This is a genomic window from Trichocoleus sp. DQ-A1, assembly GCF_039961955.1.
Taxonomy (GTDB): Bacteria; Cyanobacteriota; Cyanobacteriia; order Cyanobacteriales; family FACHB-T130; genus FACHB-T130.
This window is the reverse complement of the sequence record NZ_JAMPKE010000049.1, coordinates 1-25,226: the sequence shown is the minus strand read 5'-3', so window position 1 is coordinate 25,226 and position 25,226 is coordinate 1. Positions and strand designations below refer to the sequence as shown.

The window sequence follows — 25,226 nt, the reverse complement described above, 5'->3', positions numbered from 1 at the left end:
CAATTGGTACTCGAAACTTAGAGAAATTTGGAGAAGAATTTGGACGCGATCGCTCTTTCCCAGCGCATACCAATCTGCACCGCAAAGATAAGGAGCGATCGCTACGCACAGTTAAAATTCAACGCCTCTATCCCGCTCAATCAGTCTTAGCTCCGAAAGCTTATACCAGTCTCTCTCAACGTCTGGTTCACCTCCACGCTCTTTCCAACCTACTAACGCCTCTTTTCCGTTGTCACGGAAATCCTGAATACATCCGTACCAGTTAGAAGTGAGGAGGCCACGGTCAACCAATGCAACCGCGGAGTAAAGCTCAAATTTTGGCTTCTCAATAACGGGTGAGGCAGTTGACGTATCTGGTGAGGCAGTGGGTGAGGCAGTGGGTGAGGCTGTATCCCCTACTGAGTCTGGATGGTGAGGCAGTCGAGGCAAATTTTGAACTTGATTAGAATTTGAATCCGGATCGGAATTTTCGTTGCAATGAAATGAAATTCTATTTTCTATTTCTTCATTTTTTTCTTGGGGTAAGGAAACTGCCCCGACTGCCTCACCATCCTTATGTAGCAAGGGTTGTTGCCTCACCAACTGCCTCACCACTGCCTTACCTGCCTCACCCACTGCCTCACTATCAGATGGGATTTTAGAAAAGTTAATGCCTTGGAGGCCGACATTGCCTTTCCCTAACGTGACTCTTTTAGCTTTGGGGAAGAGTTCCAAAAAACGTTTTAGGACTTGATTCATCCCCTTAACATTTCCATCGCTCCTCTTAGCCTGGTCAGTCCAAATAGGCTTGTTAGCGTCGCTATAAGTCAACGTTCCGTTTTCCTCGTACCAGTGCTTAAGCCGCTCCCAAACGTCGCCAACTTTTAGGATTCCTTCCGGGTCGTAGCCTAATCCTGTTTCCTGGCAGAACTGGAACAGGTGTGAGTTTTCGGCTTGGATTTCTTCGAGTGCCTTCTGAGTGCAGCTGTAGTCGATGCCCTCGCTCATCAGAGCAACCAATGCCGCCAGAATTTTATTTATGAAAGCAGGGAGAACTTCTTTCTGCAAAAATTCTCGATCGTATTTAAATCGTGGGTCTGCTTCCAGTTCTCCCTTGCTAGGGTCTGCACCGATTTTGAAAGTTTTGTTGAATGTCAGCACCCCATAGCGCCCGGTGATTGCCTCCAAACTTCCTTGCAGGTTGGGAGTGTCGTTGCAGTTGAATAACACGACTGCCTTTGGATTAAATTCCCACGCATCTTTTCCCTTCCTTTCGGCAAAAAGGGTATCACCAGTAACGCAAGCCTTCAAACTCTGAACCTTGTCGAGCTTAGCAAAATTAGCGTTTTCGGAACTCCACACAACGCGAGCATTTGGGAGTTGAGCTAGACCAAATCTATTTCCTGAATCATATGCTGCAAAATCTGAGATGGTAGCACTACAGATGCCTTGATATCCGAGCATTGCGGATGTAATTTCTTTTGCAACGTCTTTTCCGTTCGATCCATGTCCTCTGAGTAACAAACATCTAACCAACCGTCCCTTATATTTCCGAACTGTCGGTAAGTCGAGACAGGCAGCAATTGTTCTCAAGAAAATCTCCCGCTGCGGTTCGTCCAAAATAGCGAGTAGGCGATCGCAGTGTTGAGAATCGGCGTTTGGGTTGTAAGTGGCGATTGGCGGATAAATGTAATACTTGTCTGGATCGTGAGGAATCAATTCCCATTTAGGAGTTGACCCTTCCCAATAAATCTCTAGAACCCCGTTGGTGCAGTTTAATCCAGGAGGGTTAACCAGAGACGGATCGACTCCTAAGCGAATCTTGACCCAGTCCAGAACACCTCTCACTTTGCCTGCATTGGCGTAGGGGTATTTATTCCCGTTTTTCGTTTCAATTGCATAAGTGTTGCAGAAGTCCGAAATTCGGCGTAATTCCGACACGTCATCGCGTAACTCATAATGAGTCTCGCTCCATTCGTACAATTTTCCATTCAGGCAAATCCAGGGGTTGTCTTGATAGAAAAGGTTTAGAACTTGCTGAGTAACTTCCTCATTCGGGTTCGGGTCGAATGGGGTATCGCCTAGAGAATCCGGTATTGATAAAGGATCGTCTGATGTAGGGCTTAATGAAGAATCTGGTGAAGCCCATTCCTCTGCCTGCGGTTCCACCTTCTGAGGACGCCGCATCTCTACGGCTAGGTGGATTTCCTCTTCTAGCCGTCGAATAAATTCCTCTGGTTCCATTGCTCCTAAAATATCCACTGCATCTCCCTTTGAGGGTAGCTCTGGATGGATGTTAAGTGGATCGATAATTAAAAATGGCAATCCAGCCTTGGCGCAAACGCCTGAAAGTTCTTGGGCTTTTTTAGCACCTGTTTCATCGTTATCTTTTAGATGAACCAGGCAGCCTATGTGCGGCTTAACTGCTTGCACCATGCTTTCCAAACCAGCATTGTTCCAAGCGCTGCCCTGAAGGGTGATTGAAGCTAGTCCGATTTTTCTCAATGCTTCAACACACGATTCTCCTTCTTGAACTAGGAGGACGCGAAGATTAGGTGTAACTCTAGCTGCGTCCAATGCTTCATCTAGACGGTACGGCATCCAAGGGCGATCGCCTTTTTGAGGAATCGCTTTTCCTTCCTCATTTCGATGCCAGATGCGGAAAATTTTATCGTACCCTTTGGGTTCAGTGGCATCTGCCCACTGAATGCGAACTGCCCACTGATCTTCAGAATAGTTATAAATAATTTCGGATACCTCACCGTGCTTGTTATCAAACCTTGTAGAGGGTTGAGGTGAATCCGTTGCCGGTGCAGAGAGCCTGATAAGGTTCAGCTCACCCTGTGGGATAGGAGCTGGAACGATCTTCTTTTTTTTCTTTGAAGTGGTGATTATCCGTGGAAAGCGATCGCCGTTCTTTTGGCTCAAAGGCGCGATCGCTTCCCGAATATCTTTCGGTTCACACCCAGTGACCCAACAGTTATAAGCTCCATTGTTTGGGTTAATGGTTAGCTTTCCCTCGCACACCGGGCAGAGGTATTGATTCTTTCTGCCTTCTACTGGCGTCAAGCGCTCCACCCATTCTCGGATATCGAACTGCTTTAATTTAGGAGGTTGAGGCGGTGAGGTTGCTGGAGCTTGCTGCTGGTCAATCGCAATGGCTTGATTGTTTTCTTCAACGGGCTGAACGGCTGTCAATTCTTGCACAGGGTTTATGCTCCTTCGTTTGTTGTGAAGGAGGCAGTTACACAATCAGTTTTCAGAGCATAGGAAGATTTCCGGTATCACCAGTGATTCTCATTTCCCCAAAGCTACTCCTCGTCAAATTTCTCTTAACCTATGTACAACCTTTACATTCATCGACAATTACCGGGAGTCAGGGTAGTATGAATGTATTGAAAATATTAAAGCTTGGTTGGTGAGTTATTTTTGGCGGTGCCTTCAGTCTTCTATAGACTGGGTTCTTCTTGGATAACTTGCCTCCATTTTTTTTGCTTATTTTTGGGGTTTATTCTTTGTTGGAAATAAACCCAATGAAAACTTATTAAAGCATAAAAATAGTATATTTGTACTATTTATACACTGCGAGTTTTTGTAGTGAGCGAGGCTACCCAATTTTTCTTGGATCAGAAATCTTAGTGCGATCATTCCCCATCATTCCTCCTTGTTGCTAGGTGAAAGGGTTTCTTTTTGATGTTGTTCAACCTCCTCTAATCGCTCCAGCAAAAGGATTCTGACCTTTTTAGATAGCGATAACTCTTTCCATGCAGAATCAGAGCGTGCATTTTCTATGCGCTCTCGTAAGCCTTCCAAATCAACTGGAACACGGTTTGCCATGTCCATAAGTTTATCCCCCTTGATACATAGAAAGTTCGCTTAACTTAACTTTATTTTGTCTGTATTAAATCAAAGTGAATCACATTAATTCACTTTGTGCTATCGTAACAGACATAGACCAAAAACGCCCAAAACCCTCACCGCATAGCAAAATCAGGTGAAATTGGGTGACAGAGTTTTATTACCAAAAATCATCTCAACCGCCGACAACAAGCGGCATAGACGGATTCGACCTTAAAATTTTGGAGGAATTGAGCAATGGTAATGACCCAGCCAACGCAGGCTGAACTGACCCGAAGTACCCCAGCAATCGCCGCTGGAGTCGATAACGGGGCAGGACTGGTCAAGCTGGTATTTGGTAGTGGTAGCCAGCAAATGAAAGTTCGCACGCCCTCAAAAGTGCTGGAAATTAAAGAAGAATTACATGATGTTCTTACTTCAAAAGAAGGTGGACATTTCTTCTACTACTCAGGCGAAAGAGAAGACTTAATCGGACGAGAATTCTTAACTGGAACTCTCGCGGCATGGAAAGCACCAACCACTCACATTAAGTTGAGTGATGACCCGGTGCTAAAAGTCGAATATGCTTTGCACACGTTATTAGGAGGCTTGGCTACTCTACCTTTCCGCCCAGAGTGGAACTTGCATTTAGTGCTGTTCATCCACAACAAGCAAGTATTTCAAACCCCATTGATGAAGAAAACATCAGGCACTCATGTAATTAGTTTCAATGGCAGAAACACGTCACACTCACGAGTGAATCTCAAGGTTAGTTTAGTTACGCCTGAAGGGGCAGGTTCCTACGGATATTGCGTTTCATCGAAACCCGAACCCTTAATTGATAGAACTGCTCATGCCATTGCATTTGACTTTGGAACTTCTACAGTGATTCCAACTGTATTCGCTCCTAGTGGTGCAATTATCCATCGTCAAGTTTTGGAAGTGGGCGGATGTATCGACCTACTCAGTGCGATTGCATCTGACAGCGAACTCATTCAGTTCTTGGGTTCGGGGAAGGCAGGAAATGTCGAGACAATCCGACAAGGAATTGAGAATCAGAGCTTTCAATATGGCACCCGTAGCTTTAACTTCCGCAGCATTTACGCCCGTCATCTCAAGCTGTGGTTAAGCGATCGCCTACGCCTCGCCTTTAAAGAAATTCAGGAGTGGCGCGACTCTGCTCAAAGCTTTGTTGCGTGGGGGGGAGGGGTGGAAATGCCAGGAGTTGCAAAGATGCTTGCGACTCAAGGAATTACCGCTGTTCCCAAGGGAAGCTGGGCGAATGCAATTGGATTGCAACGGATGGCAGAAGGACGACTAGCAAGGGGGAAATAAGCAATGGCAGAGAACACCAGAGTTCGAGTTGAACCTGACATTGAACAGTATCTGAAGTCCCAGTCTGAAAGGGTTTTGGGTAAGCCAGTGAATCAATTAACGGCTGCCGATTTAACCACACTAGCCAATCGGATTGTTTATGAACATCGGCTGGCTCAACAGATGGCTTCGCAAGTTCCATTCACCAAGTTGTTTAGCTGGTTGATGAATTGGGTTCCTAGTGGTGGCAATAAGGTTGTATCGCTCGGTCAATCTAGCGAAGCACCAGCTTTGAAAGCATCCTTGTCAGACAATTTTGAATTTGATGCCGACTTAGGTGATTTGTTCGACAAAGATGAAGCCGCTTCATTTTAAAAAGTTTGTCAGTAACCCGCGGCAAAGTTTCTCAGGCTCTCACCGCGGGGTACTGGCTCCCATCAAGCACACGATCAGGAGTAACTTCAATCATGCCAAAATTTGTAGCCAGTAAGCCACTTAATTACTGGGTCAGCGCCGCTAAATCCGACCGGGCTTATTTAGTCATTGCCGAACTAGAACATCGATTCGGCAGCTACTTTGAACAACTGACTCGCCAAGAACTGCACGCCGTTTTGACTTATTGCGTTATTAAAAGTGACCAAGCGGATACCTGGTCATTAGTGGAAAACAGCGACCTCAGCCAGCAGGTTTGCGATGCTTTGGATTTGATTGATGAGTTGGAAGGGGACTTTCAGCTTGGCTTAGTCAAATTTCTCGTCGAGGCAATTAGCGTACGGGAAAATCAACCATGAACCCGATTTATATTGCCGATCACCTCCTGCCAATGGAGGGTGAACATCAGGGGCATCCTGACCGAATTGCAGACAGCCTGCGACGAATCGCTGACCACGCCGATTTATTTGAACCGATGCCAGACAGCCTGACACCTTCCCAACAGCAACAGGTGCAGGGATTCATTCAGCAGTTTCGTACCACTACAGAAGGTCAGGCAGCGCTTGTACAAGTCAAGCAAGCGATCGCTGGAGGGTATCGAAGACTTCATGCGAAGGGGGTTACTCGTGTCTAACAGAGAAATCTGGGCAGATAACCTTCGCAGTGTCGGAGTGCCCGAAAAACTTTCAGTTCAAGCCGCTGATATTCTCAGCCGACAAGATGCAGGCGAACTACCTTATTCCCTGCCAGAACCAGAGCAGCACATCGTAAGCAGTGCATGGCAATGGTATGCCGCTAAGCAACGCCAAGAAGAATCATGAAACACGCGATAGCGCTTGCAATTGGAGGGATTCTGTTAGCCCCTAGCTTTTACCTGGGCAGCTCCAGAATGCCCCTCTACCGAATCACAAAAAGGATGTACCAGAGGGAGATTGACCAATGAAAGACTATATCGGACTCGCTTTAATTCTCGGTGGGATTGGGTTTTACTTCATGACAAAACCACCTCAATCCGCTCCTAAAGATTTAGTCATTGAACAGCAGTATCAGCGCATCCAAACACTTGAAGCGGAAGCGCGAGGCATGGAAAGAGCGTTGGGTCTGAGTCGATAAACAATCAAGCGATCGCTTTCAGTGTTGAAGGCAATCGCACTTCACTACAAGGAATTAATCATGGACTTTGGATTATCTAAAAGCACCGCCATCGTCAAGTATCAACCGAAAAAATCAGCCGTTCATCGGGTACACGCGCTAGATAAAAACCTGGTTGGTTTAACCAAAAACTACTTTGGGATTGACCTAGCAGAACTCCCAAACATGACTGACCAGCAGCTCGCAGAATATGCAGATAGAGCCGCTGCGATGGCTCGACTTATTGAAGTGCTACCCATCCTCGAAAAACACTTCAAAACCCTGATTGAAGGGCAAGTGAAGTACGAACAATTTGTAGCAGATGTCCAAAAGGACGCCGCTGCTGCTGCCAAGAAAATCGATCAACAAATTTTAAATGTATTCCTCGCCGGAAAAGGCTACCAGCAGCACATCCGGATGATGAGCGAGAAAGCAGCAAACGGTGTCAGGCTGTTGGATGCAGATGGACGTAGCGCCCTCATGCTCGAACGAATGGACTTCCAAACTGCGTTACAAATTGTGGCACGTCGGCACCAAAACGGCACACGTCGCATTCAAGAAAAAATCCCTCAAATGGAGAGACGGGAAGCGTTGGCAGAACAGGTAAGAAAAGAGCGGGATGAGCGCAAGGATTTAATCACCAACGGCTTTCGTTCTAGTGCGTGTAAGAAAGGATTTTGGCAAGGTATTGGTGATTGGTTCAGCGGTCGTTAATTAAAGGTGAAAGCTGATGTTTAACCCTAGTAATCATCAGCCTCACCAAGAGGCTGATTACCTCTGTGATGAATCTCAAGTAGAAGAAAGTAAGGCAATCAAGTTTTATCGGTTCTCTAGGAACATCTCTGAGTTCGGTTTGTATTTTTCGGGCGGATTGACCCTAGCTCTACTCTGCCGATTAATTCCAGGAATGCTCATCACTTACGCTTTGTTATTAGCGTGTGCGACTGGTTATCTCGTTCTAACTGCCAAGGGAAATCCACAGGTAAACGCCATTATTGGTTTGGCAATCACTACCTCTTTAATGGGTAGCTTTTGGGATTTAATCATTAGCTTAATTTTAGTGGTTAATCCCCTGTGTTGGATAGGGATGATTTTGGCAGGATTCGCAGTTGGTTTATCGATATTTATCAGGAGGTCGGGGCAGTGAATCCAAAGCTAATTGTGTTGTCTGCGATGGCATTGGGTGTCATTGGTTCGGCTTTCGGAGTGCAAGGAAGTTTCGACGGCAAGCTTCACTACTGCCTCCCTGTAGAGAGTGGCTGCGAACAGCGCTCAAATCCCGACTGGATGCAACCTCCAACAGAAGCGCTAAATGTGCGACGAACCCAAGGCTCAGCAGGATGGAAATTGCTTGGTTCATTCGTGGCGATTGGAGGTTTTGCAACGTCAATGACATTAGCGCGATCGCTTTTAGAGAAGGAAATAGAACAGCAGAAATACAAAACTATTTGGGATACGGCTAATTTACAAAAAGCAAAGCTTCAAGCCCAGATTGAGTTTGAGTCATTTAATCAGAAAGCAATGTTAGAAGCCGCTGAAGTTGCTTACGCCACATTTGAGCCATACGAGCAGCCGCTACTGGATGGACGTGATTCGCTTGATACCAGCAATCAAATTGAACCGACCCAGGCACCAGAACAACAAATAACTGTTCAATCCCCGTCATCTGGTAGCCAGACAGAGGAAGGTTTATCAGGCACCATCTTAAACAAAGATTCAGAAACAATTGGCATGGCAATCTTAGACGGGCTGGTAGGTTCTCGCCGCTCTACCTTACTTGTAGGTAGCACCGGAGCAGGTAAGTCTGTCACCGAAGCCTACCTTCTCTCCAAGTTTCAACAGCGTTACCCGAATGCAGAAATTTGGGCGATTGCTCAGAAAAATGATTCCTTCGGTGGGTTGGACAAAAAAGGACGAGTAATTCTATTCGATGCACTTGACCCGTCAGAAGCATTAAGAGGGATTGACCATATCCACGGTATTTACGACAAACGCCGTAGGTTGCCCGAAAGTGCCAGAACCGATTTGAATCCAGTCCGGTTAATTCTTGCTGATTGGTTGAGTATCAATCAGGCACTAGAAGAATTAAAGAATGAAGAACCCGTTAAAAGCTCTAAATATCTCACCAAGCTGGCAGACATCATTTACAACGGACGTGAGCTGAATGTCTGTCTGGTTGTGGACTTACAGAGCTTTAATTTAGCTGCTATTGGAATGAAAGCAGACCGGAACAGTCGCAAAAACTTTAATCTCGTTGGATTGGGAAACTACTCAGTAGATGAGTTCGGCAGCATTAACGAATCTTACGGCGTGTTGTCTAACATGATTGGCAATAAAGACATGGTTGCCGATGAGGATGAACGGTCAACACTGCTAGCAACATTCAAAGAACTAAAGCCAATATCCAAGGATAATCAGCGCCCAATCATCTTCACCACATTAGAACCGAGTCGGGTCGCTTTACTTCCCGATTTGAGGCACTACAAGCCCGGTCAATCGGCACGGATGAAACTGGAAGGATATACCCCTGAATACCTGAACAGAATTCTGAGTCTTGAGTTTGACATTGATACTCCGGCACAAGAACCAGAATCCAGTGATAAGGCAGAAGTCATTCATGACAATGCTCAAGCTAAGGAAGTTTTGAGAAGTTGGTTTGCAGGTAAAGGATGGGTAAAAATCGGCAATGCGCGAACAATGTGCAAGCAACTTCGCAACCTAACTAAAGATTCAGATGAAGTACGTTCGCTCATCAATGAACTGGTTCGGGCATCACTGGTGAACGTAAATGACGCTGACGAATTTAACGTGGATGTGACCTCCTGACCAGACGCGAGAACCCTAGTCAAAAGCGCTAAATTCAATATTCGGTCAGTTAGGTCAGAAACGGTCAGACCCTTATGCAACAAGAGTCATAGCGGTCATCACTTCCGGTAATATCCCTGACCTCTGACCTCTGACTGACCCATCCATGACCGTTCTGTGACCTACCTGTGACCAATAGGTTACTAACCTCAATAAAGAATAAGGATGAATAAGTTTGTTGCCCAATTAATTGAACTAATTATGCGCTCGCTCCCAGATTCATTCGTGGAAGAAATCAATGCCGCCAGCTTAGATGAGTTGGATGAGAGAGGGCTAATCATCTGGGCAGATGGAGACAGCGATGAGAACTAAAAGCCGCAGAAGAATCAAAAATCTTTCAATCGCCAGTTTATTGATCGCCTGTAGTTTCGTTTTCGGTTCCAATTGGGACTTCGCCTTTGTATTCCAATCGAGAACTCTGGATTACTTGTGGAAGTTAAACAAGCTCATTAGCCTCTACAACCAAAATTTCAACAGCAGATATGAGTTCAACCCACCTTGGCTGTTCGACAAGATTTATCAACCCAATTAATTAAAAATCAATGGAGACTGGAAGCCGTTCTCCGAGTTCTGAGTTTGAGCAGAGGATAGAAGCTCTCCGCAGAATTCCTCTAGAACCGATTGATTACTGTAACCGCTGGGTACCACTCAATCCAAATAAAGGCTACAGAAAGAGCTGTATTAATGCTTTAACGAAAGCGACTGGATTGAGTTCACAGACGGTTAAAAACTGGGGGTTTAACTTTACCCGAAGACCCCAGAATCTCCCTCATCTACTCCGGCAACTTGACCTGCTCAATCAATTCCTTCAATTGGTGAAGACTGGAGCAATCACCCTTCCTCCCGACTTCCCACAACAGTAGTTGGTCGTGATTCAGTATCAGTTCTTGTGTTTGTTAATTCTTTCTAAGAAGTATGCTTTACCAATTTAGCAATTTTAACGTCTTTCAATTTTCCAAAACCAATGGTTTTTTAGTTTAAAAGTTTCCTGGCTATATGGTGAAGTATAGAAAGAAATATCTTTATTGTCTGACCTGTAAATAACGGTGTCACTCCTATCCATCCCATAGTCCTGCTGCCAGAACTTAATGATTGTTGTCTCTTTTTCTTTAGTAATTGTTACTCTTCCTCTGTTGGATTTGACACCCCCATTTGCCAGATAGTTATATTTGCAAGGAAGCTCAACACCAGAAGTCAGCTTTCCTGAATCTACTAAAGCGACTACCGCTTCAAAATCGGCTATTTTTGAATGAAAGCTGATTGGTGTAGTATAAGGAGTTTCGCTAAAAAAGACAGATGAGCAAATTACTAAACTCATTCCCCAAGGAATTAAAGCTTTTTTTCTTTCTCGTGCTTTGATGTGCTTCAAAAAAGAGAAATTGAGTCCGATTAACGCAGCTCCCGTCTTGAAATAAGTAAATGTTTTTGGAAGGAACGCCGCAAAAAAAACCCAGATAGGAATGCTAAGAATGCATAAAGTTGCTGCCCAAGCTACAGAATGCAATACGCCTAAAGTAATTTTTCGAGATGAATAGTTATCTGAATGCATTGACCACCAAGATGGCCATAGGCAAAGGAGAACAAAAAATAAATGAAAATCTCCCAAAAGCAGCAAAGATGTTAGGTGCCATTGGCTTAGCCACTCACTCCATTGGCAGCGAAAAAACTCAGGCAGTAATATTAATAAGCCGATAAACGCAACGATTCGCGAAAATATTTTAACTTGGGGAGTCAAAAATGACTGCTGATTGGATGCACCACCGGAACTATCATTCATGGTTTAGGCTGAAATCAAAAGAGAAAAGTATTTAGGACACCCTGTATTTCATCTGAAAAATATCTGGATGTTAAAATCCTACAAAGCTTCACTTAGATTTTCCGAAGCTAAGTTGTTGGAACTTACTTTTTGACACTATCTTTTATGCCCCTCAAGCTTTCCCAATCAACCCTAAGCGGTGAGAGGCTGTATCGCACATAGTATTTTTACTGAGTTTTGATTCAGCGTGCTTTTAATCAAGCTTTGAGATGAAGCTGGCTGAGGTAGATTGCACTCCAGTTCGTCCCCATTGGCACCCAGTCATTGAAAAGCCTCTGCTGTTTTTGAGCGACGGTTTCGCGATCATTGCCGACCCCAAGTGTGCATATAATTTTGATATTACGCACAGTTGGTTGCCGCATGTCTCATGTCAGTCACCTCTATTCGCAAATATCGAAAACAAAACTCGGCGTATAATTCGACGCGGTGTAAAAATGGATTCCGTCGCTCTCTAGAAGAAAATGAGCGCAGTCCGCTGACCATTCGCAACTATCTGTGCGACCTCGATGCTTTCATCCGCTGGTTTGAATTCCAGCAGTCAGTGGAATTTTTCCCAGAATTAGTGACCGCAGTTGACTTGCGCGAGTACAAGCGCGATTTATCCCATTCCCTCAAACCCCAGAGTATCAACCGCAAGTTGACAACCATCAAGGTGTTTTTGAATTGGGCACTCTCCGCGGGGATGATTCCATCCGTTCCGAAAATCCCCAAAGTCGTGAAAGAAAATCGTCGGGGAATCCGTTGGCTCAATCGCAGCGAACAACAGGCATTACTCACCCGGGTAGAGCAGGGTGGTCTTGAGCGGGACTTGATTATTGTCAGATTACTATTGAATACCGGGCTGCGAGTTTCTGAGCTTTGCGACCTTCACTGGTCTGACATAAAAATCACACCCAACAAAGCAATTTTGATTGTGCAATCCGGGAAGGGGGCGAAACGTCGAGAGATTCCACTCAACCATGATGCTCGGTCAGCACTCATAGAAATCGGTTATTACAAAAATCGTGGAGCCGTAAGACCCATCTTTATTGGGCAGCGGGGGCAACTCACCCCTCGCGGTATCCAAAGTCTGATTGAAAAATACAAAGGAGATTTGGAAGATTTCTCGCCCCATTCTCTCCGGCATACCTTTTGTAAAAATTTAATTGACGCCGGTGTTGGATTGGAAATGGTTGCAGCTTTAGCTGGGCATGAAAGTCTGGAAACCACAAAGCGATACTGCGAACCTTCCCCGGAAGATTTAGCCCTAGCTGTAGCGCTAATTAGTAAGGAGGAGTAATTCAAGTCCTTATTCCAGACTTGACTTGTACTGTTAACAAGATTTCTCCTATCGCTCTCAAGACCTCTCTAAATTGCTCAATCCCCTGGCACAGATAGAGGAAATATTTAAGCTCCCGCTCGGAAACAGCAGAGGCTTTTCAGTGACTTGGATGAGTGGAATTTTACTTCTGGCGTTCCTAAATCGATCTACTATCGAGTCCGTGCCAATTGGCACGGGCGCTGGGAGTGCAATCCACAAAAAATACCCGGTTGGAAGATTTAGAGAGAGTTGAGTGCATCAAATCTAATGCCGCACCTTACTCAGGACACCGGGACTTATCCCAACTGTCAGCATACCTAGAAGTCAGGGACGAACAAATCTTGGGAGCCTCCGCAATGCTATCAAGGCTATCCCCAATGATTGGACAGGTCGGGATAACAGCAAATACGGGTTACAGAATTCCAAAGACCCCAGCAAGATTGAGACTTACTACAACAAACGGCATGGGGCTGAGAAGATTACAAGATTTTGAACTTGGTCAACGAGACATTCTTAGATGGTGAGGCCTTAAAGTCTCAGCAGGGTAAGTAACGTTTTGTTGCTGTTCGCGAAAAAGCAACGAACCTACATGAGAGGTGTTACAGAAAAGAGTTATTTACTACGTTGGCAGAAAAATCAGGTGGAACTATGTACAAATTGCTCAGATACTTTACTATCGGGGGGGCTACCGTTGTCACGACTGCAATCGCCATGACAGCAGTTGCTGTGAAGCCACCGCAGACGTACCAGAACGTCTCGACGGGGAAATGTCTAGATAGCAATACCGCTGGTCAAGTCTACACACTCAACTGCAACGGCGGCAGTTTCCAGAAGTGGAACGTCCATATCGTCACACCCAACCGCATATTAAAAAACCTCGCGACTGGGAAGTGTCTGGACAGCAATACTGCTGGTCAAGTCTACACACTCAACTGCAACGGCGGTAGTTTCCAAAAATGGACTGCCATCCGCGTCGGCTCCTACATCAAATTTAAGAACGTCGCGACTGGGAAGTGTCTCGATAGCAATACCGCTGGTCAAGCCTACACGCTCAACTGCAACGGCGGCAATTTCCAGAACTGGAAGTGACAAACTAAACTGAGCCGTTCCCCATCTCATCACCCTGTTGTACCCTGCAACAGGGTTTTTGATTTTGATAGGCAGAGGGACTGTATCCGGGGTATAGTCCGGTTTTGCACCAGGATTTGAGCCAGCTTCATGCCTATCTGGAGGTCAGTGATACGCAAGTGCGTGGGGCGCTCGCCTCATTGTCTAGACTACCCTATATCGGGAAAGTCAGTTATTCCGACTCGCAGGAAAGTTTTCTGTTAACTCCAATCGACCATTCTGGGTTGATTGAGCAGGACTTTTGAATCGCTGCCCTGAATGCGATCGCCAGTCGGAAAAGTCTTGTATTCCGGATTGGAAGAAGATCCTTTCTCAAATCAAATCGACAATTCTAGTTTTGTCGAGAAGGATTTCTAAATTGTTGCCCTGAATGCAATTGCTAGCGGGGAAAGTAATATATGGCGAGGTAGAAACAGATTTTCAAGAGTCACTCTAAGTGAATAACTCTAAAGAGTCGAACAATAGCAGCATATATCTGTAAAACTGGAAATTTGCTGGCAATCAACATCCAGCTAAACTGCTGGATTAACGTGTTGCCGGAGAGGAATCCGAATGATGAACTCAGTTCCTTCACCGGGGGTTGAGAAGCACTCCAATTTGCCGCCATGTTTCTCTATGATGATTTGGTAGCTGATGGACATCCCCATTCCGGTACCTTTTCCAAGCGGTTTGGTCGTAAAGAAAGGATTAAATATTCGTTGTTGAATCTCTTTAGAAATACCGACTCCGTTATCGGCGATCGCTACTTCCACCCATTCTGCATTCACAGTTGACGTGCGAATTGTAATTCGATTGGGATGCTCTTGAATATTTTGATAGGTACGCTTAGCGTTACTCTCGTCTATGGCATCAATAGAATTCACCAAGATATTCATAAATACTTGGTTGAGCTGTCCGGCATAGCACTCGACGAGCGGCAGTTCAGCATAGTCTTTGACCAGTTCAATTTCTGGTCGTGAGGATGTAGCTTTGAGGCGATGTTGCAAAATCATCAGGGTGCTGTCAATTCCTTCGTGAATATCAACCGCTTTGAACTCCGCTTCGTCCATGCGCGAGAAGTTTCGCAACGATAGAACAATCTGGCGAATCCGCTCGGTTCCCAGTTTCATCGAAGCCAGCATTTTTGGTAGGTCTTCTTGCAAAAACTCTAGATCGATATCTTCCGCTACCGATTGAACCTCAGGAGCCGGACTGGGATTATGATGCTGATATAATTCCACCAACTCCAATAGACTCTCGGTATATTCCTGCACATGGGTAAGGTTGCCGTGAATGAAATTGACCGGGTTATTAATTTCGTGGGCAACTCCGGCGACAAGCTGCCCAAGACTCGACATTTTTTCACTTTGAACCACTTGAGATTGAGTGCGCTGCAATTCCTCTAATGTATTCTTGAGTTCGGCTGTGCGCTCTTCTACCCGGTCTTCCAATTCCTCCTTGCTTTTCTCTAAAGCAGCAAAAGAGCCGCGCAATTGCCCTGCCATATGGTTGAAGGAATTGGACAGCGTGTTAAGTTCTCGGATATTGCTCGTTTCCACCGTCTGCTCTAAATTGCCAGATGCCATTGCCTCACTTGCCTGATTTAGGCGAAGCATCGGCCGAGCAATCCAACGAGAAGTGAACACGCCCATCACACAAGCAATCACCAATGCACCTAGACAAAGCGCGATCGTCGTGCGCGTATTGGCATTGACTTGTCCCATAAATGTGGTTTCTGGCACACTCACTACCACGAGCCAATCTAAGCCATACCGATCGCGCCAAGGCACAACATTGACAAAGTGTCTTTCTCCTTGCACCTCAAGCTGAAAGGCTGTGGATTGGGTAATCGACTGAAGCCCTTTGGAGACTTGAAGGTGGCTGGCAATGCTCTGAATCGTTGAATTAGGGCTATCGATCGCCTGTAATCTCTGGATTTTTTGACCGGCGAGGGTAAAAGGCTGTGCTGTTATGGAGTTAGCGATTAGGGTGCCATCTCGCTCCATAATGAACACTTGACCAGACTGACTGATATCTAAAGTGCGTAAAAAATCACTGAGTTTCAGCAGATGAAGGTCGATTGCAATCATTCCCACCAAGCGGTTTTGAGCATCATAGATGGGGCGACTGGCAGAAGCTGCAATATAGGGACCTGTAGGATAATTTCCGGTAATGATCTTCGCCCAGATCGGTCTAGCCGCCGCAATCGGCTGGGTATACCATGATTCATTTGTGTTTCTGTAATCCCAGCGAGCATTGACTTGAGTTCGATTGCCCTGGTTGTCAGTGGCGTAGGTAATCACATTGAAGGGAGGTTCGGCAGTCCAATCATCAATGGTGATGGTTTTGCCATCGTAACGAGCCGCTCCAACCCCCTCGCCGGTGGTTAAGCCAATCCCAATGTAGGTAAGGTCATACGCCTGCATCTGATCCCAGAAATACTTGCCAACGATTTGGCGATCGCGCACATCCAGCATTCCTCTACGAATGGCATCTGCATTGATTTGGTTGAGGGCTTGGGGGATTGCCAGATAGGACTTCAGGTGTTCATCCACAACATCGCTAGTGCGAGCCATCAACTGTTCTGCTAAATCATTGACTGCTCTCTGTCCATTCTTAAAGGACAAGTAGCCTACTAAACTAACGGCTCCAAGAATTTGGAGAATAAAAGGAATAATCAGAACAATTTGTAATGGAAACGCGCTAACTCGGCGAGGCTGATGAATTTTCATAGTAAGGAAGACGAAACTAATCTTAATAGAAGATTTCCATGATGCCCACGTATCTAACTTTCTATAAGCTTTGCTTGAGGTTTGAGTAGCAACAGAATAGAAAGTTACGCTAAGTCTGAAACGTAAGCCCCATTGTTATTTTGGAATAGATTGTTCAATCTCAATGAGACGTACCAATTGGAGTGAGCTATTTAGTACGGGGTTTTAATAGAGAAAATCAGGGAGTTTAAGCTTCTGATTTTAGCAGGTTTAATTGGTACGCCCCTTAGCGTAAGTTTTTGTTTAGATAGTACTTTTTTATTGTAACGGTCGAGTAATGCATAAAGCTTTTTCTCTGCTTGGTGGTAAGGATAAAAGTAGTCACTATAGAACCGTTAGTTCATCTGACATCGGTTTGCCTCAATTGCTTCAATATCATTAATTCCGCAAGACTTCACTTCAATAATAATTAATCCAAGTTCGCGGCTGACAATCAAGATATCCGGTTTTTTTTGAATTGTTGGTTTTTTTAAATGTGCTATAACTCCAAAGAACAACCCCCTCTCCTTGTCTAAAAGTTTGACGAAACCGATCCCAAACTCGGTGTTCCCCAGCTTCACCTTTTAAACCTAAAGGTTCCGTCTCGATAAACCTCCATTCTGATGATTGGTTTTCGGTACTTACAACCATGTGACTCCTGGTTTTTATCTATCGCTTTAACTTAGAGTTCCCGAAAAAAAAGCACATCTAACACAACTCATTTACGTGTCTTATAAATCCTCCTATGGAGTCAAAAGAGAGCGTGCAGCGGGAAGCGATAGCGAAGCGCTGACTTGTCAGTTCGCCTTCGGAACCGTGCTTTGGTGCGATCACACTAAATGACTGTTCTTGAAGAAGTTGAACAAATTTTTACATAACCTCTCCTAGAGGGGAGATATATATAAGCAGTTCGCTAACCACTGATAGAGACTATGTATCCTTATCTGCGTCGCCTTAGCGTTATTGCTGCAACCTTGCTCATCTCGTTGAGTTGTCCGTTACAAGTGGTGAGGAATACTTGGGGAAGCAATGCTGCTTTAGCACAGGTACAGACAAGAGACCAGCGCACAGACGAGGCGGTACGGCTTTACCAAGTAGGTGTTCAACAGTTAAATCAAGGTCAGTTTCAAGAAGCTTTAGAAACGTTTCAAACTGTTTTAGGGATTGTCAGAGAAATCGGGGAGCGTTCAGGCGAAGGAGCTACCCTCAACAGTCTAGGGTTAGTTTACCGCGACCTAGGACAGTACCCACAAGCGTTGGAGTATCTTCAACAAGCTTTAGCCATTCGCCGAGAAGTTGGCGACAAGGTGGGAGAAAGTAAGACACTCAACAACATTGGATATGTTTACAACAATTTAGGACAATATCCACAAGCATTGGAGTATCTTCAACAAGCCTTCGCCATTATCAGAGAAATTGGTGACAAGGCAGGAAAAGGTGCGATGCTCAACAATATTGGGGAGGTTTACCGTCTCTTGGGACAGTACCCACAAGCGTTGGAGTATTATCAACAAGCCTTAGCCATTCACAAAGAAATTGGTGACAAGGCAACAGAAGGTGCAACGCTCAACGGTATTGGGGCAGTTAACCACGACCTGGGACGATACTCACAGGCGTTGGAGTATTATCAACAAGCCTTAGCCATTCACAAAAAAATTGGCAACAAGGCGCAAGAAGGGACGACGCTCGGCAATCTTGGAGGAGTTTACAACAATCTGGGACAGTATCCACAAGCGTTGGAGTATTATCAACAAGCCTTAGCCATTCACAAAAAAATTGGTGATAAGGCGCAAGAAGGAACAACGCTCAACAATATTGGGAGAGTTTACGACAGCCTAGGACAGTATTCACAAGCGTTGAAGTATCTTCAACAAGCTTTAGCCATTGCTCAAAAAATTGGTGCCAAGGCAACAGAAGGTGCGGCACTCAATGGTCTTGGGACAGTTAACCACAACTTGGGACAGTACCCACAAGCGTTGGAGTATTATCAACAAGCCTTAGCTATTCATCAAGAAATTGGTGTCAAAGTGAGAGAAGGTACGACGCTCAACGGTATTGGGGGAATTTACGATAGTCTAGGACAGTATTCACAAGCCTTGAAGTATTATCAACAAGCTTTAGCCATTGCTCAAGAAGTTGGTGACAAGGCGCAAGAAGGTACAACGCTCAATAATCTTGGGTTAGTTAACCACAACCTGGGACAGTACCCACAAGCGCTGGAATATTATCAACAAGCTTTAGCCATTGCTCAAGGAATTGGTGACAAGGCGCAAGAAGGTGCGACGCTCAACGGTATTGGGGGAATTTACGACAGATTAAGACAGTACCCACAAGCGCTGAAATATTATCAACAAGCTTTAGCTATTATCAAAGAAATTGGTAACAAGGCAACAGAAGGTGCGACACTCAACAATCTTGGGGCAGTTTATACCAATCAGGAACAGTACCCACAAGCGTTAGAGTATTATCAACAAGCTTTAACCATTGTCCAAGAAATTGGTGACAAGGCGCAAGAAGGTACAACGCTCAACAATCTTGGATTTGTTTACAATACTCAAAGTGAATATACCCAAGCCGAAACAACCTTGTTTGCAGCGATTGAGGATCGGGAATCTCTACGAGCGCGGGACTTAAAAGATGACCAGAAAATCTCTATCTTTGAACAGCAAGCGATTACCTACCAATTACTACAACAAGTTTTAGTCGCGCAGAATAAATTTGACCAAGCACTCTTAATTGCCGAACGAAGCCGCGGTCGGGCTTTGGTGGAGTTATTAGACTCTAAGCTATCTCAAAACCCCAGCAATCAACCTGATATAAAACCTCCGATCCTTCAAGAAATTAAGCAAATTGCTTCTGAACAAAACGCTACACTTGTTCAATATTCAATTGGTTATGAAAATTTTAAAGTTAAAGAAAAAAAAGAATGGCAACAATCAAAGCTTTACATTTGGGTTATCAACCCCACAGGTGAAATTGCCTTTAAGGAAGTAGATATTAAATCTTTGAATACATCTCTACAAGACCTCGTTACTACCAGTCGTGATGATATTGGTGTCAGAGGTCGTAGTCTCTTTGACGTAACTGTTGTCAATCCCCAACCCCAAAACTCAACTGAAAAATTACAGCAACTCCATAAACTGCTCATTGCGCCCATTGCCCACTTGCTACCAAAAGACGAAAATGAGCGAGTTATCTTCATCCCGCAAGCATCGCTGTTTCTCGTCCCATTCCCCGCACTGCAAGACGAGCAAGGCAAATACTTAATTGAAAAACATACCATCCTCACTACTCCTGCAATCCAAGTTTTAAACTTAACTCGCAAGCAGAAGCATAACGGTCAAAGAGCAGCCAAGGATGTGCTGGTTGTTGGCAATCCTACCATGCCCAAAATTCAAATTGGGGAATTAGTTGCAAAGTTAGACCCTCTCCCTGGCGCAGAAAAAGAAGCAATTAAAATTGCTAAATTCTTTAACACCGAAGCACTGACAGGTAGCAAAGCAACCAAAACTACGGTGATGCAACTCATGCAGAAATCACGCATCATTCATCTGGCTACCCACGGCTTACTTGATGATTTTAAAGGATTCGGTGTACCGGGAGCGATCGCGCTTGCACCGAACGGTAAAGCTGATGATGCAATCGATGGTTTACTCACCGCCGGGGAAATCTTTGACATGAAATTACAAGCTGATTTAGTAGTTCTCAGCGCTTGCGATACGGGACGCGGAGACATTACAGGTGATGGTGTAGTTGGCTTATCTCGCTCTTTAATTTCTGCTGGCGTTCCGAGCGTTCTGGTATCGCTGTGGGCAGTTAATGATGATTCTACTGCCTTTTTAATGACCGAGTTTTATCGCAATTTACAACAAAATCCTGACAAAGCGGTTGCCTTACGTCAAGCGATGCTGACAGCAATGAAACAATATCCCAATCCTAAACAGTGGGCGGCTTTTACCCTCATCGGTGAGGCTGAGTGAGTTTTTACATAGATTGTAGGAGTAATCATTTCTTATGCTTGCAGAAGAACAAGTATTACGCGATCACTATCACGTTCAACGCTATTGGGGCACAATTTTGGATAGTGTACTCCAATAGAGGGTTCTAGTTTTATTGAAAAGGATTCCTGAATCCCTGCCCTGAATACGATCGCACGGCGGGAAATGTAGCTATTCCGGATTGGAGGAGGAATTAGATTCTTCAGCATATGAGGGATCTAGGTCTGGTGATGGCAAGTCATTTTGGATCGAGCCGTAAGATATGTCGGTATTGTCATTTGTTACGATGTTGAAGAACGTTACCGGGGCTAACAAACGAAATTCCCTATCCCAATGATGTGCTAGTCATTCAATAGCGCCAGAAGAACGTTGCGAGGGATTGAGGCAGTGAATATGATCGCACAAGGACAAGTGAAAGTAGCTGAACAAGAGAGTAGTATCTCTCAAGCAAAATTTATTGAATTTATCTTTGTAATTGCTGTTTAAAGCAGTGTGAATGATACCGATTGTTCGTCATTAAAAATTCTGGCGACAGAACCGTTTTTTGGACGTTCCTACACAAACGCCTACACGGGAGAATTCTGCCTATCCAGGCAATATCGCCTAATATACAGAAAATTTTTATGTACCTAACTGGGATGATATATGGCAAGCTTTTGCCTATCCTCCAAAACTAGATGGATAGACCGAAACTTTCAGCCCAATAAGAGTTAAGCACTCGGAGAAAGCAGATGAATAAATCTAGCATTCACGGTGGTTGCCTTTGCGGAACGGTGACATTTGAAGTGAACCTACCGTTCCAGAAAATGGCTCATTGCCACTGCTCACGGTGTCGCAAAGGCACGGGCACAGGCCACGCCACAAATCTAACCGTTGAACCCAGCCAGTTCCGATGGCTTTCAGGGGAGGAAGCCATCACACGTTACGACCATCCCACGGCAAAGAGTTTTGGCAAATGGTTTTGCAGTCATTGCGGGTGTCCGGTCCCACGTCTAACACGCAACAGCAAGATCATGGTTATTCCGGCTGGCTCGTTGGATACAGAACCGCCTATCACTCCGACGGATCACATCTTCTGGACATCCAGAGCGTCGTGGGGTTGTCCTAGCGGAGGGCTTCCAACCCACGCTGAGTATCCAGAGTCATGGTAGAGCAAGAACGTACCTAACGGCATGTAACTGGAGACTACACATCTCGGCATTGTGCCTCGAGCGACCATTTACAGACAAATTTCTCCCGGTTCGGCAGGGGGTTAGAAATCGAGACAGCGATCGCCCTACCGAGTTCGGCGCTCCGAATTTGGTAGGGAGTCGGAAGTCGAAGCAGTGAGCGATCGCGCTCTGGGATCTTCGGCGTGAGACTACAGCAGGTTTCTTCAAGTCTCCCCTAGAACTGAAGGTTCGCGATCTCACTCCTGATGGGAGAGTTTTTGAGTTCAGCAGGGATTTATTATTGGTACATCAGCTTAATTCCGCCCGCCCTAGTAGACTAGATGTTTTGGAGATCGATGCTCTCCGCATTGCCTTGGGCGTTTCGTGGCAGACCTCCTGACTGGCGATAGAGTGGTTTATCTTAGTTTTCTACGCTTAAATGAGCGATCGCCTTTCCCAATTTCTCTTTATCTCTTTTCACAGCCAACTCCATCACTGTCGCGCTCCAAGCTATGTGGGTCAGGTGGTAAAACCTGGATATGACGATGTAAAAACGGATCGGACACCAGTGCGATCGCCGGTTGAGAAATGTATGTATGACGACTTGGAGGAAAATCCTCTCTCAACGCCAACCGAGGATTGTAGTTTTATTGATAAGAATTCCTGAACCGCTGCCAAGAGTGTGATCGCTAGCCGAGAAATGTATGTGTCTAAGTATCCGCTTGGACACCACTGAGCACTAATTGAATTGCAGCTTCCGTATAACGCTCTATCATCTCCTGACTCAGTAAATCCTCGTCTGGCGTGAGATGCTTCACGTTGTCATAAGCATTGGCATAGAACGTACAAATGCCAATAATATTGAGCGTCGTCATGTGAACATCGAGCGGGCGAAAAACACCCGTTTGCATTCCACGTTCTAGAACGCCTGCCAGTTGTGCAATCGGCTCCTGCCAATTAATGACTTTAAAGTACCGTCCCTGATTCTGAATTGCTTCCTGAAACAAAAGCATTCCCCGATTTCGGTTCGTGGTTTCGTACTCAATTGTGGCTTGAAGCAGTGATCTCAACGCTTCATTGGCAGGCAGTGCATCCAGGTTAAGTTGCTCAAACACAGATTGAAGAACCGCAGCCGGACGCTGCAATACGGCTTGATATAGCCCTTCTTTACTCTGGAAGTAGTAATAGATCATCCGAGGCGCGACTCCTGCACGAGTTGCAATTGGGTCAACCCTTGTGCCATGTAACCCGTGTTGAGCAAACTCAATTTCGGCGGCATCGAGAATCTGCTGCTGAGTTGTCTCGGCATCTCGAATCGCTCGCTTCGGCTGCTCTACGGATTGGACTTTACGCGCCATACGCCAGTACGTGGTCTGTTGATGTGAGTCTGCCTTGATCCTACTCGGTTTATGAAATAAACGTTCCATTAACGCTTGACAAAAGCAAGAGGTAGCCTTCATCTTTATGAAATAAACGTTTAATTCATAAACCGATGACACGATTTCTGATGGGCACGATTGCAGCGACCGGGCACGTCAATCCGGCTCTACCCATCGTGCGGCGACTGATTGAGCAGGGGCATGAAGTGTGGTGGTACACCGGGCATGGATTCAAAGAAAAGGTCGAAGCGACGGGTGCGCGTCACGTTTCGATTCAACGCGGGATTGATTTAACGCGATTAGAGACAATTCAAAAAAGTTGGCTGGAACAGCGCGATGCGCTCAAAGGGGTCGCACAGTTTAAGTTCTACCTCAAACACGGCTTTATTGATGCAGCAGTAACGCAATTACAGGATCTCACTGATATCCTCAATGAATTCCCAGCAGAGATTCTATTGTGTGATGTGTTCTTCCTGGGAATGTCCTGGCTGTACGAAAAAACAGGTTTACCCTGGGCAGCGTTTGGGATGTCTGCTTTACCCTTTATGAGCCACGATACGGCTCCATTTGGCTTAGGAATGCAGCCGAACCCTTCTATGAGCGGACTGCTACGGAATCAGCTACTCAACATCTTCTCTCGTGCTGTATTAATGCGGGATGTCCGTATTCACTTAGATCGAGTTCGGTCTAGTGTTGGCTTAGCTCCCAAAGGGCAAGATTTTTTCACGGCTGCACTTTCACCCTTCCTCTACCTTCAAGGAACAACGCCTTCGTTTGAATATCCACGGAGTGACTTGCCGCCCCAGGTTCACTTTATTGGCACTTTTCTGCCTCCGGCTCCCCCTGACTTCGTACCGCCCGATTGGTGGCAGGAGTTGCAGGGTGAACGGCCTGTCGTTCACGTTACTCAAGGAACAGTTGCAACGGAAGCAAGCGATCTCATTGAGCCAACGATTCAAGCCCTTGCAGATGAGGAGGTGTTAATCGTTGCGACGACTGGAAAACAGCCGCTTGAGAGGGTCAAGCTCAAAGCAATACCTCAGAATGTGCGGATTGAACCGTTTATTCCTCATGCCTGTTTGTTGCCCCATGTGGATGTCATGGTGACAAATGGCGGCTTCAATGGCGTGCAGATTGCTTTGGCAAACGGAGTACCGATGGTCACAGCCGGACAAACTGAAGAAAAACCAGAGATTTGCGCCAGAGTGCAATGGACTGGAACCGGAATTGATCTCAAAACAAGCACCCCAACACCCGCAGAAATTAAAAGTGCGGTGGAAACAATTCTATCTACTCCAACCTATAAGCAGAATGCCCAACGGTTTCAGCAAGAGATCAGGTCATATGATTCTCCAGCGATTGCAGCATCATTACTCGAAACTCTAGCAAACACAAAACAACCTGTGCTGAGCAAGTAACGGCAATCTCTCAATCAACACACTTTCTCCTGTTGTAAAAAATTTGAAAGGTTTTTGGATTAACGACACTAATGTGTTGATAGCGACAAATGATTTGTTATCTGATAACTGTTATGTTCATTCGTGCTTTTGAAATGTCTGATTGGGAAGACGTATCCGAGCTTTTTCTCCAACCAAAATGCCGGTGGGGAACCTTGCAAATGCCCTACCAATCGCGCGATGAAATCAAAAAGAAATTAGAAAGCCCATCAACAGGGATGTATCGTTTAGTAGCCTTTGTCAGCCAGGAACAAAAACAAAAAGTTGTAGGATTGGTTAGTTTGCATACCTTCGGTGGGCGTCGGAATCATGTAGGCGAGCTAGGTATGCTTGTCCATGACGACTACCAAAATCAAAGGATTGGCTCTGCTCTTATGGAATCGGTGATAGACTTAGCTGAAAAGTGGCTTAACCTAAAACGCATCGAGTTGACTGTTTACACTGATAATGCCAACGCCATTCATCTTTACGAAAAGTATGGCTTTGTAATAGAGGGTACATTTCGGAAGTACGCTTTCCGCTCTGGTACTTATGTTGATGCTCATGCAATGGCTAGGATCACTGAATAGCATAAAATAAAACAAAGGAACAGCGAAGGGTAGTGCTAAACACGTAATGATGCGTTGTAGTAGTGGATAAAGTACCAGATTGCCCCAATGTGATTCTCCAACGATTTGGAGAAAGACAAGGTTTTTCGCACCAACCGAGAC

At 45.4% G+C, this 25,226-nt stretch carries 23 protein-coding genes and 2 pseudogenes; 18 read left to right on the top strand and 7 right to left on the bottom strand.

Translation table 11 applies throughout. From position 1 onward, the window contains the following. Positions 1 to 111: 111 nt before the first annotated feature. Positions 112 to 3,186 (bottom strand): DUF5906 domain-containing protein, encoded by a 3,075-nt coding sequence (locus NDI33_RS25960; RefSeq protein WP_190671913.1) that lies wholly within the window; start codon positions 3,184 to 3,186, stop codon positions 112 to 114. A gap of 447 nt (positions 3,187 to 3,633) precedes the next feature. Continuing rightward, the gene (locus NDI33_RS25955; RefSeq protein WP_190431401.1) at positions 3,634 to 3,822 is read right to left on the bottom strand and encodes a hypothetical protein; all 189 of its coding nucleotides are present in this window, start codon (positions 3,820 to 3,822) and stop codon (positions 3,634 to 3,636) included. A 258-nt stretch (positions 3,823 to 4,080) separates the two neighbouring features. Between NDI33_RS25955 and NDI33_RS25950 the strand changes: the two genes are divergently transcribed. From NDI33_RS25950 to NDI33_RS25905, 10 genes are all read left to right on the top strand, one after another. Further along, positions 4,081 to 5,151 (top strand): hypothetical protein, encoded by a 1,071-nt coding sequence (locus NDI33_RS25950; protein WP_348245682.1) that lies wholly within the window; start codon positions 4,081 to 4,083, stop codon positions 5,149 to 5,151. A gap of 3 nt (positions 5,152 to 5,154) precedes the next feature. Further along, on the top strand, positions 5,155 to 5,505 hold the full coding sequence (locus NDI33_RS25945) for a hypothetical protein (RefSeq protein WP_190671907.1): 351 nt from the start codon (positions 5,155 to 5,157) through the stop codon (positions 5,503 to 5,505). A 92-nt stretch (positions 5,506 to 5,597) separates the two neighbouring features. After that, a complete protein-coding gene (locus NDI33_RS25940) occupies positions 5,598 to 5,921 on the top strand; it encodes a hypothetical protein (RefSeq protein WP_190671904.1) in 324 nt (107 codons plus the stop codon). After that, on the top strand, positions 5,918 to 6,196 hold the full coding sequence (locus NDI33_RS25935; RefSeq protein ID WP_190431393.1) for a hypothetical protein: 279 nt from the start codon (positions 5,918 to 5,920) through the stop codon (positions 6,194 to 6,196). Before NDI33_RS25940 ends, NDI33_RS25935 begins: the two co-directional genes overlap by 4 nt. Continuing rightward, positions 6,189 to 6,383 (top strand): hypothetical protein, encoded by a 195-nt coding sequence (locus tag NDI33_RS25930; RefSeq protein ID WP_242030589.1) that lies wholly within the window; start codon positions 6,189 to 6,191, stop codon positions 6,381 to 6,383. Before NDI33_RS25935 ends, NDI33_RS25930 begins: the two co-directional genes overlap by 8 nt. A gap of 118 nt (positions 6,384 to 6,501) precedes the next feature. Beyond that, positions 6,502 to 6,675, top strand: a complete 174-nt coding sequence (locus tag NDI33_RS25925; RefSeq protein ID WP_190431389.1) for a hypothetical protein — start codon at positions 6,502 to 6,504, stop codon at positions 6,673 to 6,675. A gap of 60 nt (positions 6,676 to 6,735) precedes the next feature. Beyond that, entirely contained in the window at positions 6,736 to 7,407 is a 672-nt protein-coding gene (locus NDI33_RS25920) for a hypothetical protein (RefSeq protein ID WP_190671902.1), read from the top strand. A 16-nt stretch (positions 7,408 to 7,423) separates the two neighbouring features. Then, entirely contained in the window at positions 7,424 to 7,840 is a 417-nt protein-coding gene (locus NDI33_RS25915) for a hypothetical protein (protein ID WP_190671899.1), read from the top strand. Beyond that, positions 7,837 to 9,519, top strand: coding sequence for a hypothetical protein (locus tag NDI33_RS25910; RefSeq protein ID WP_190671896.1), 1,683 nt, complete (start codon positions 7,837 to 7,839; stop codon positions 9,517 to 9,519). The genes NDI33_RS25915 and NDI33_RS25910 overlap by 4 nt, the downstream gene beginning before the upstream one ends. Positions 9,520 to 9,723: 204 nt before the next feature. After that, complete coding sequence (locus NDI33_RS25905) at positions 9,724 to 9,870, top strand: hypothetical protein (protein WP_190416282.1); 147 nt, start codon at positions 9,724 to 9,726, stop codon at positions 9,868 to 9,870. Between the two features lie 625 nt (positions 9,871 to 10,495). On the opposite strand, the gene NDI33_RS25900 is transcribed toward NDI33_RS25905, so the two are convergent. After that, positions 10,496 to 11,335, bottom strand: a complete 840-nt coding sequence (locus tag NDI33_RS25900; protein WP_190671893.1) for a hypothetical protein — start codon at positions 11,333 to 11,335, stop codon at positions 10,496 to 10,498. Positions 11,336 to 11,741: 406 nt separating this feature from the next. Here NDI33_RS25900 and NDI33_RS25895 point away from each other — a divergent pair, with 406 nt between their 5' ends. The 3 genes and pseudogenes from NDI33_RS25895 (at position 11,742) to NDI33_RS25885 (ending at position 13,763) form a co-directional block, all read left to right on the top strand. After that, positions 11,742 to 12,653, top strand: coding sequence for a tyrosine-type recombinase/integrase (locus NDI33_RS25895; RefSeq protein ID WP_190671890.1), 912 nt, complete (start codon positions 11,742 to 11,744; stop codon positions 12,651 to 12,653). A 302-nt stretch (positions 12,654 to 12,955) separates the two neighbouring features. Further along, positions 12,956 to 13,198, top strand: a pseudogene (locus NDI33_RS25890) (hypothetical protein); the annotation flags it as partial. A gap of 124 nt (positions 13,199 to 13,322) precedes the next feature. Beyond that, positions 13,323 to 13,763: a ricin-type beta-trefoil lectin domain protein gene (locus NDI33_RS25885; RefSeq protein ID WP_199302262.1), complete on the top strand. Its 441-nt coding sequence runs from the start codon at positions 13,323 to 13,325 to the stop codon at positions 13,761 to 13,763. A 551-nt stretch (positions 13,764 to 14,314) separates the two neighbouring features. Here NDI33_RS25885 and NDI33_RS25880 read toward each other — a convergent pair. After that, positions 14,315 to 16,513: an ATP-binding protein gene (locus NDI33_RS25880; protein ID WP_190671887.1), complete on the bottom strand. Its 2,199-nt coding sequence runs from the start codon at positions 16,511 to 16,513 to the stop codon at positions 14,315 to 14,317. A gap of 374 nt (positions 16,514 to 16,887) precedes the next feature. Continuing rightward, a complete protein-coding gene (locus NDI33_RS25875; RefSeq protein WP_190671884.1) occupies positions 16,888 to 17,112 on the bottom strand; it encodes a hypothetical protein in 225 nt (74 codons plus the stop codon). A 351-nt stretch (positions 17,113 to 17,463) separates the two neighbouring features. On the opposite strand from NDI33_RS25875, the gene NDI33_RS25870 reads away from it, so the two are divergent. The 3 genes from NDI33_RS25870 (at position 17,464) to NDI33_RS25860 (ending at position 22,347) form a co-directional block, all read left to right on the top strand. Continuing rightward, positions 17,464 to 20,511: a tetratricopeptide repeat protein gene (locus tag NDI33_RS25870; RefSeq protein ID WP_190671882.1), complete on the top strand. Its 3,048-nt coding sequence runs from the start codon at positions 17,464 to 17,466 to the stop codon at positions 20,509 to 20,511. Between the two features lie 749 nt (positions 20,512 to 21,260). Continuing rightward, the gene (locus NDI33_RS25865) at positions 21,261 to 21,680 is read left to right on the top strand and encodes a GFA family protein (RefSeq protein WP_190671879.1); all 420 of its coding nucleotides are present in this window, start codon (positions 21,261 to 21,263) and stop codon (positions 21,678 to 21,680) included. A gap of 439 nt (positions 21,681 to 22,119) precedes the next feature. Further along, positions 22,120 to 22,347 (top strand): hypothetical protein, encoded by a 228-nt coding sequence (locus NDI33_RS25860; RefSeq protein WP_190671876.1) that lies wholly within the window; start codon positions 22,120 to 22,122, stop codon positions 22,345 to 22,347. A gap of 43 nt (positions 22,348 to 22,390) precedes the next feature. On the opposite strand, the gene NDI33_RS25855 is transcribed toward NDI33_RS25860, so the two are convergent. Continuing rightward, positions 22,391 to 23,038 (bottom strand): TetR/AcrR family transcriptional regulator, encoded by a 648-nt coding sequence (locus tag NDI33_RS25855; protein WP_190671873.1) that lies wholly within the window; start codon positions 23,036 to 23,038, stop codon positions 22,391 to 22,393. A gap of 134 nt (positions 23,039 to 23,172) precedes the next feature. On the opposite strand from NDI33_RS25855, the gene NDI33_RS25850 reads away from it, so the two are divergent. Together NDI33_RS25850 and NDI33_RS25845 are read left to right on the top strand one after the other, a co-directional pair. Further along, complete coding sequence (locus tag NDI33_RS25850; protein WP_190671870.1) at positions 23,173 to 24,477, top strand: nucleotide disphospho-sugar-binding domain-containing protein; 1,305 nt, start codon at positions 23,173 to 23,175, stop codon at positions 24,475 to 24,477. A 113-nt stretch (positions 24,478 to 24,590) separates the two neighbouring features. Continuing rightward, positions 24,591 to 25,085 carry a GNAT family N-acetyltransferase gene (locus tag NDI33_RS25845; RefSeq protein WP_199302261.1) on the top strand — a complete coding sequence of 165 codons (495 nt, stop codon included), beginning with the start codon at positions 24,591 to 24,593 and terminating at the stop codon, positions 25,083 to 25,085. A 35-nt stretch (positions 25,086 to 25,120) separates the two neighbouring features. Here the strand turns inward: NDI33_RS25845 and NDI33_RS25840 are convergent. Beyond that, positions 25,121 to 25,226, bottom strand: a pseudogene (locus NDI33_RS25840) (IS1 family transposase); the annotation flags it as partial.

Bases quoted from the DNA above. Each gene is read 5' to 3' on its own strand.
- NDI33_RS25945 (WP_190671907.1), top strand. From the start codon at position 5,155: ATGGCAGAGAACACCAGAGTTCGAGTTGAACCTGACATTGAACAGTAT.
- NDI33_RS25845 (WP_199302261.1), top strand. From the start codon at position 24,591: ATGTTCATTCGTGCTTTTGAAATGTCTGATTGGGAAGACGTATCCGAG.
- NDI33_RS25865 (WP_190671879.1), top strand. From the start codon at position 21,261: ATGAATAAATCTAGCATTCACGGTGGTTGCCTTTGCGGAACGGTGACA.
- NDI33_RS25950 (WP_348245682.1), top strand. From the start codon at position 4,081: ATGACCCAGCCAACGCAGGCTGAACTGACCCGAAGTACCCCAGCAATC.
- NDI33_RS25940 (WP_190671904.1), top strand. From the start codon at position 5,598: ATGCCAAAATTTGTAGCCAGTAAGCCACTTAATTACTGGGTCAGCGCC.
- NDI33_RS25885 (WP_199302262.1), top strand. From the start codon at position 13,323: ATGTACAAATTGCTCAGATACTTTACTATCGGGGGGGCTACCGTTGTC.
- NDI33_RS25900 (WP_190671893.1), bottom strand. From the start codon at position 11,335: ATGAATGATAGTTCCGGTGGTGCATCCAATCAGCAGTCATTTTTGACT.
- NDI33_RS25935 (WP_190431393.1), top strand. From the start codon at position 5,918: ATGAACCCGATTTATATTGCCGATCACCTCCTGCCAATGGAGGGTGAA.
- NDI33_RS25905 (WP_190416282.1), top strand. From the start codon at position 9,724: ATGAATAAGTTTGTTGCCCAATTAATTGAACTAATTATGCGCTCGCTC.
- NDI33_RS25860 (WP_190671876.1), top strand. From the start codon at position 22,120: ATGAGCGATCGCCTTTCCCAATTTCTCTTTATCTCTTTTCACAGCCAA.
- NDI33_RS25955 (WP_190431401.1), bottom strand. From the start codon at position 3,822: ATGGACATGGCAAACCGTGTTCCAGTTGATTTGGAAGGCTTACGAGAG.
- NDI33_RS25850 (WP_190671870.1), top strand. From the start codon at position 23,173: ATGACACGATTTCTGATGGGCACGATTGCAGCGACCGGGCACGTCAAT.
- NDI33_RS25895 (WP_190671890.1), top strand. From the start codon at position 11,742: ATGTCAGTCACCTCTATTCGCAAATATCGAAAACAAAACTCGGCGTAT.
- NDI33_RS25880 (WP_190671887.1), bottom strand. From the start codon at position 16,513: ATGAAAATTCATCAGCCTCGCCGAGTTAGCGCGTTTCCATTACAAATT.
- NDI33_RS25870 (WP_190671882.1), top strand. From the start codon at position 17,464: ATGTATCCTTATCTGCGTCGCCTTAGCGTTATTGCTGCAACCTTGCTC.
- NDI33_RS25925 (WP_190431389.1), top strand. From the start codon at position 6,502: ATGAAAGACTATATCGGACTCGCTTTAATTCTCGGTGGGATTGGGTTT.
- NDI33_RS25855 (WP_190671873.1), bottom strand. From the start codon at position 23,038: ATGGCGCGTAAAGTCCAATCCGTAGAGCAGCCGAAGCGAGCGATTCGA.
- NDI33_RS25915 (WP_190671899.1), top strand. From the start codon at position 7,424: ATGTTTAACCCTAGTAATCATCAGCCTCACCAAGAGGCTGATTACCTC.
- NDI33_RS25920 (WP_190671902.1), top strand. From the start codon at position 6,736: ATGGACTTTGGATTATCTAAAAGCACCGCCATCGTCAAGTATCAACCG.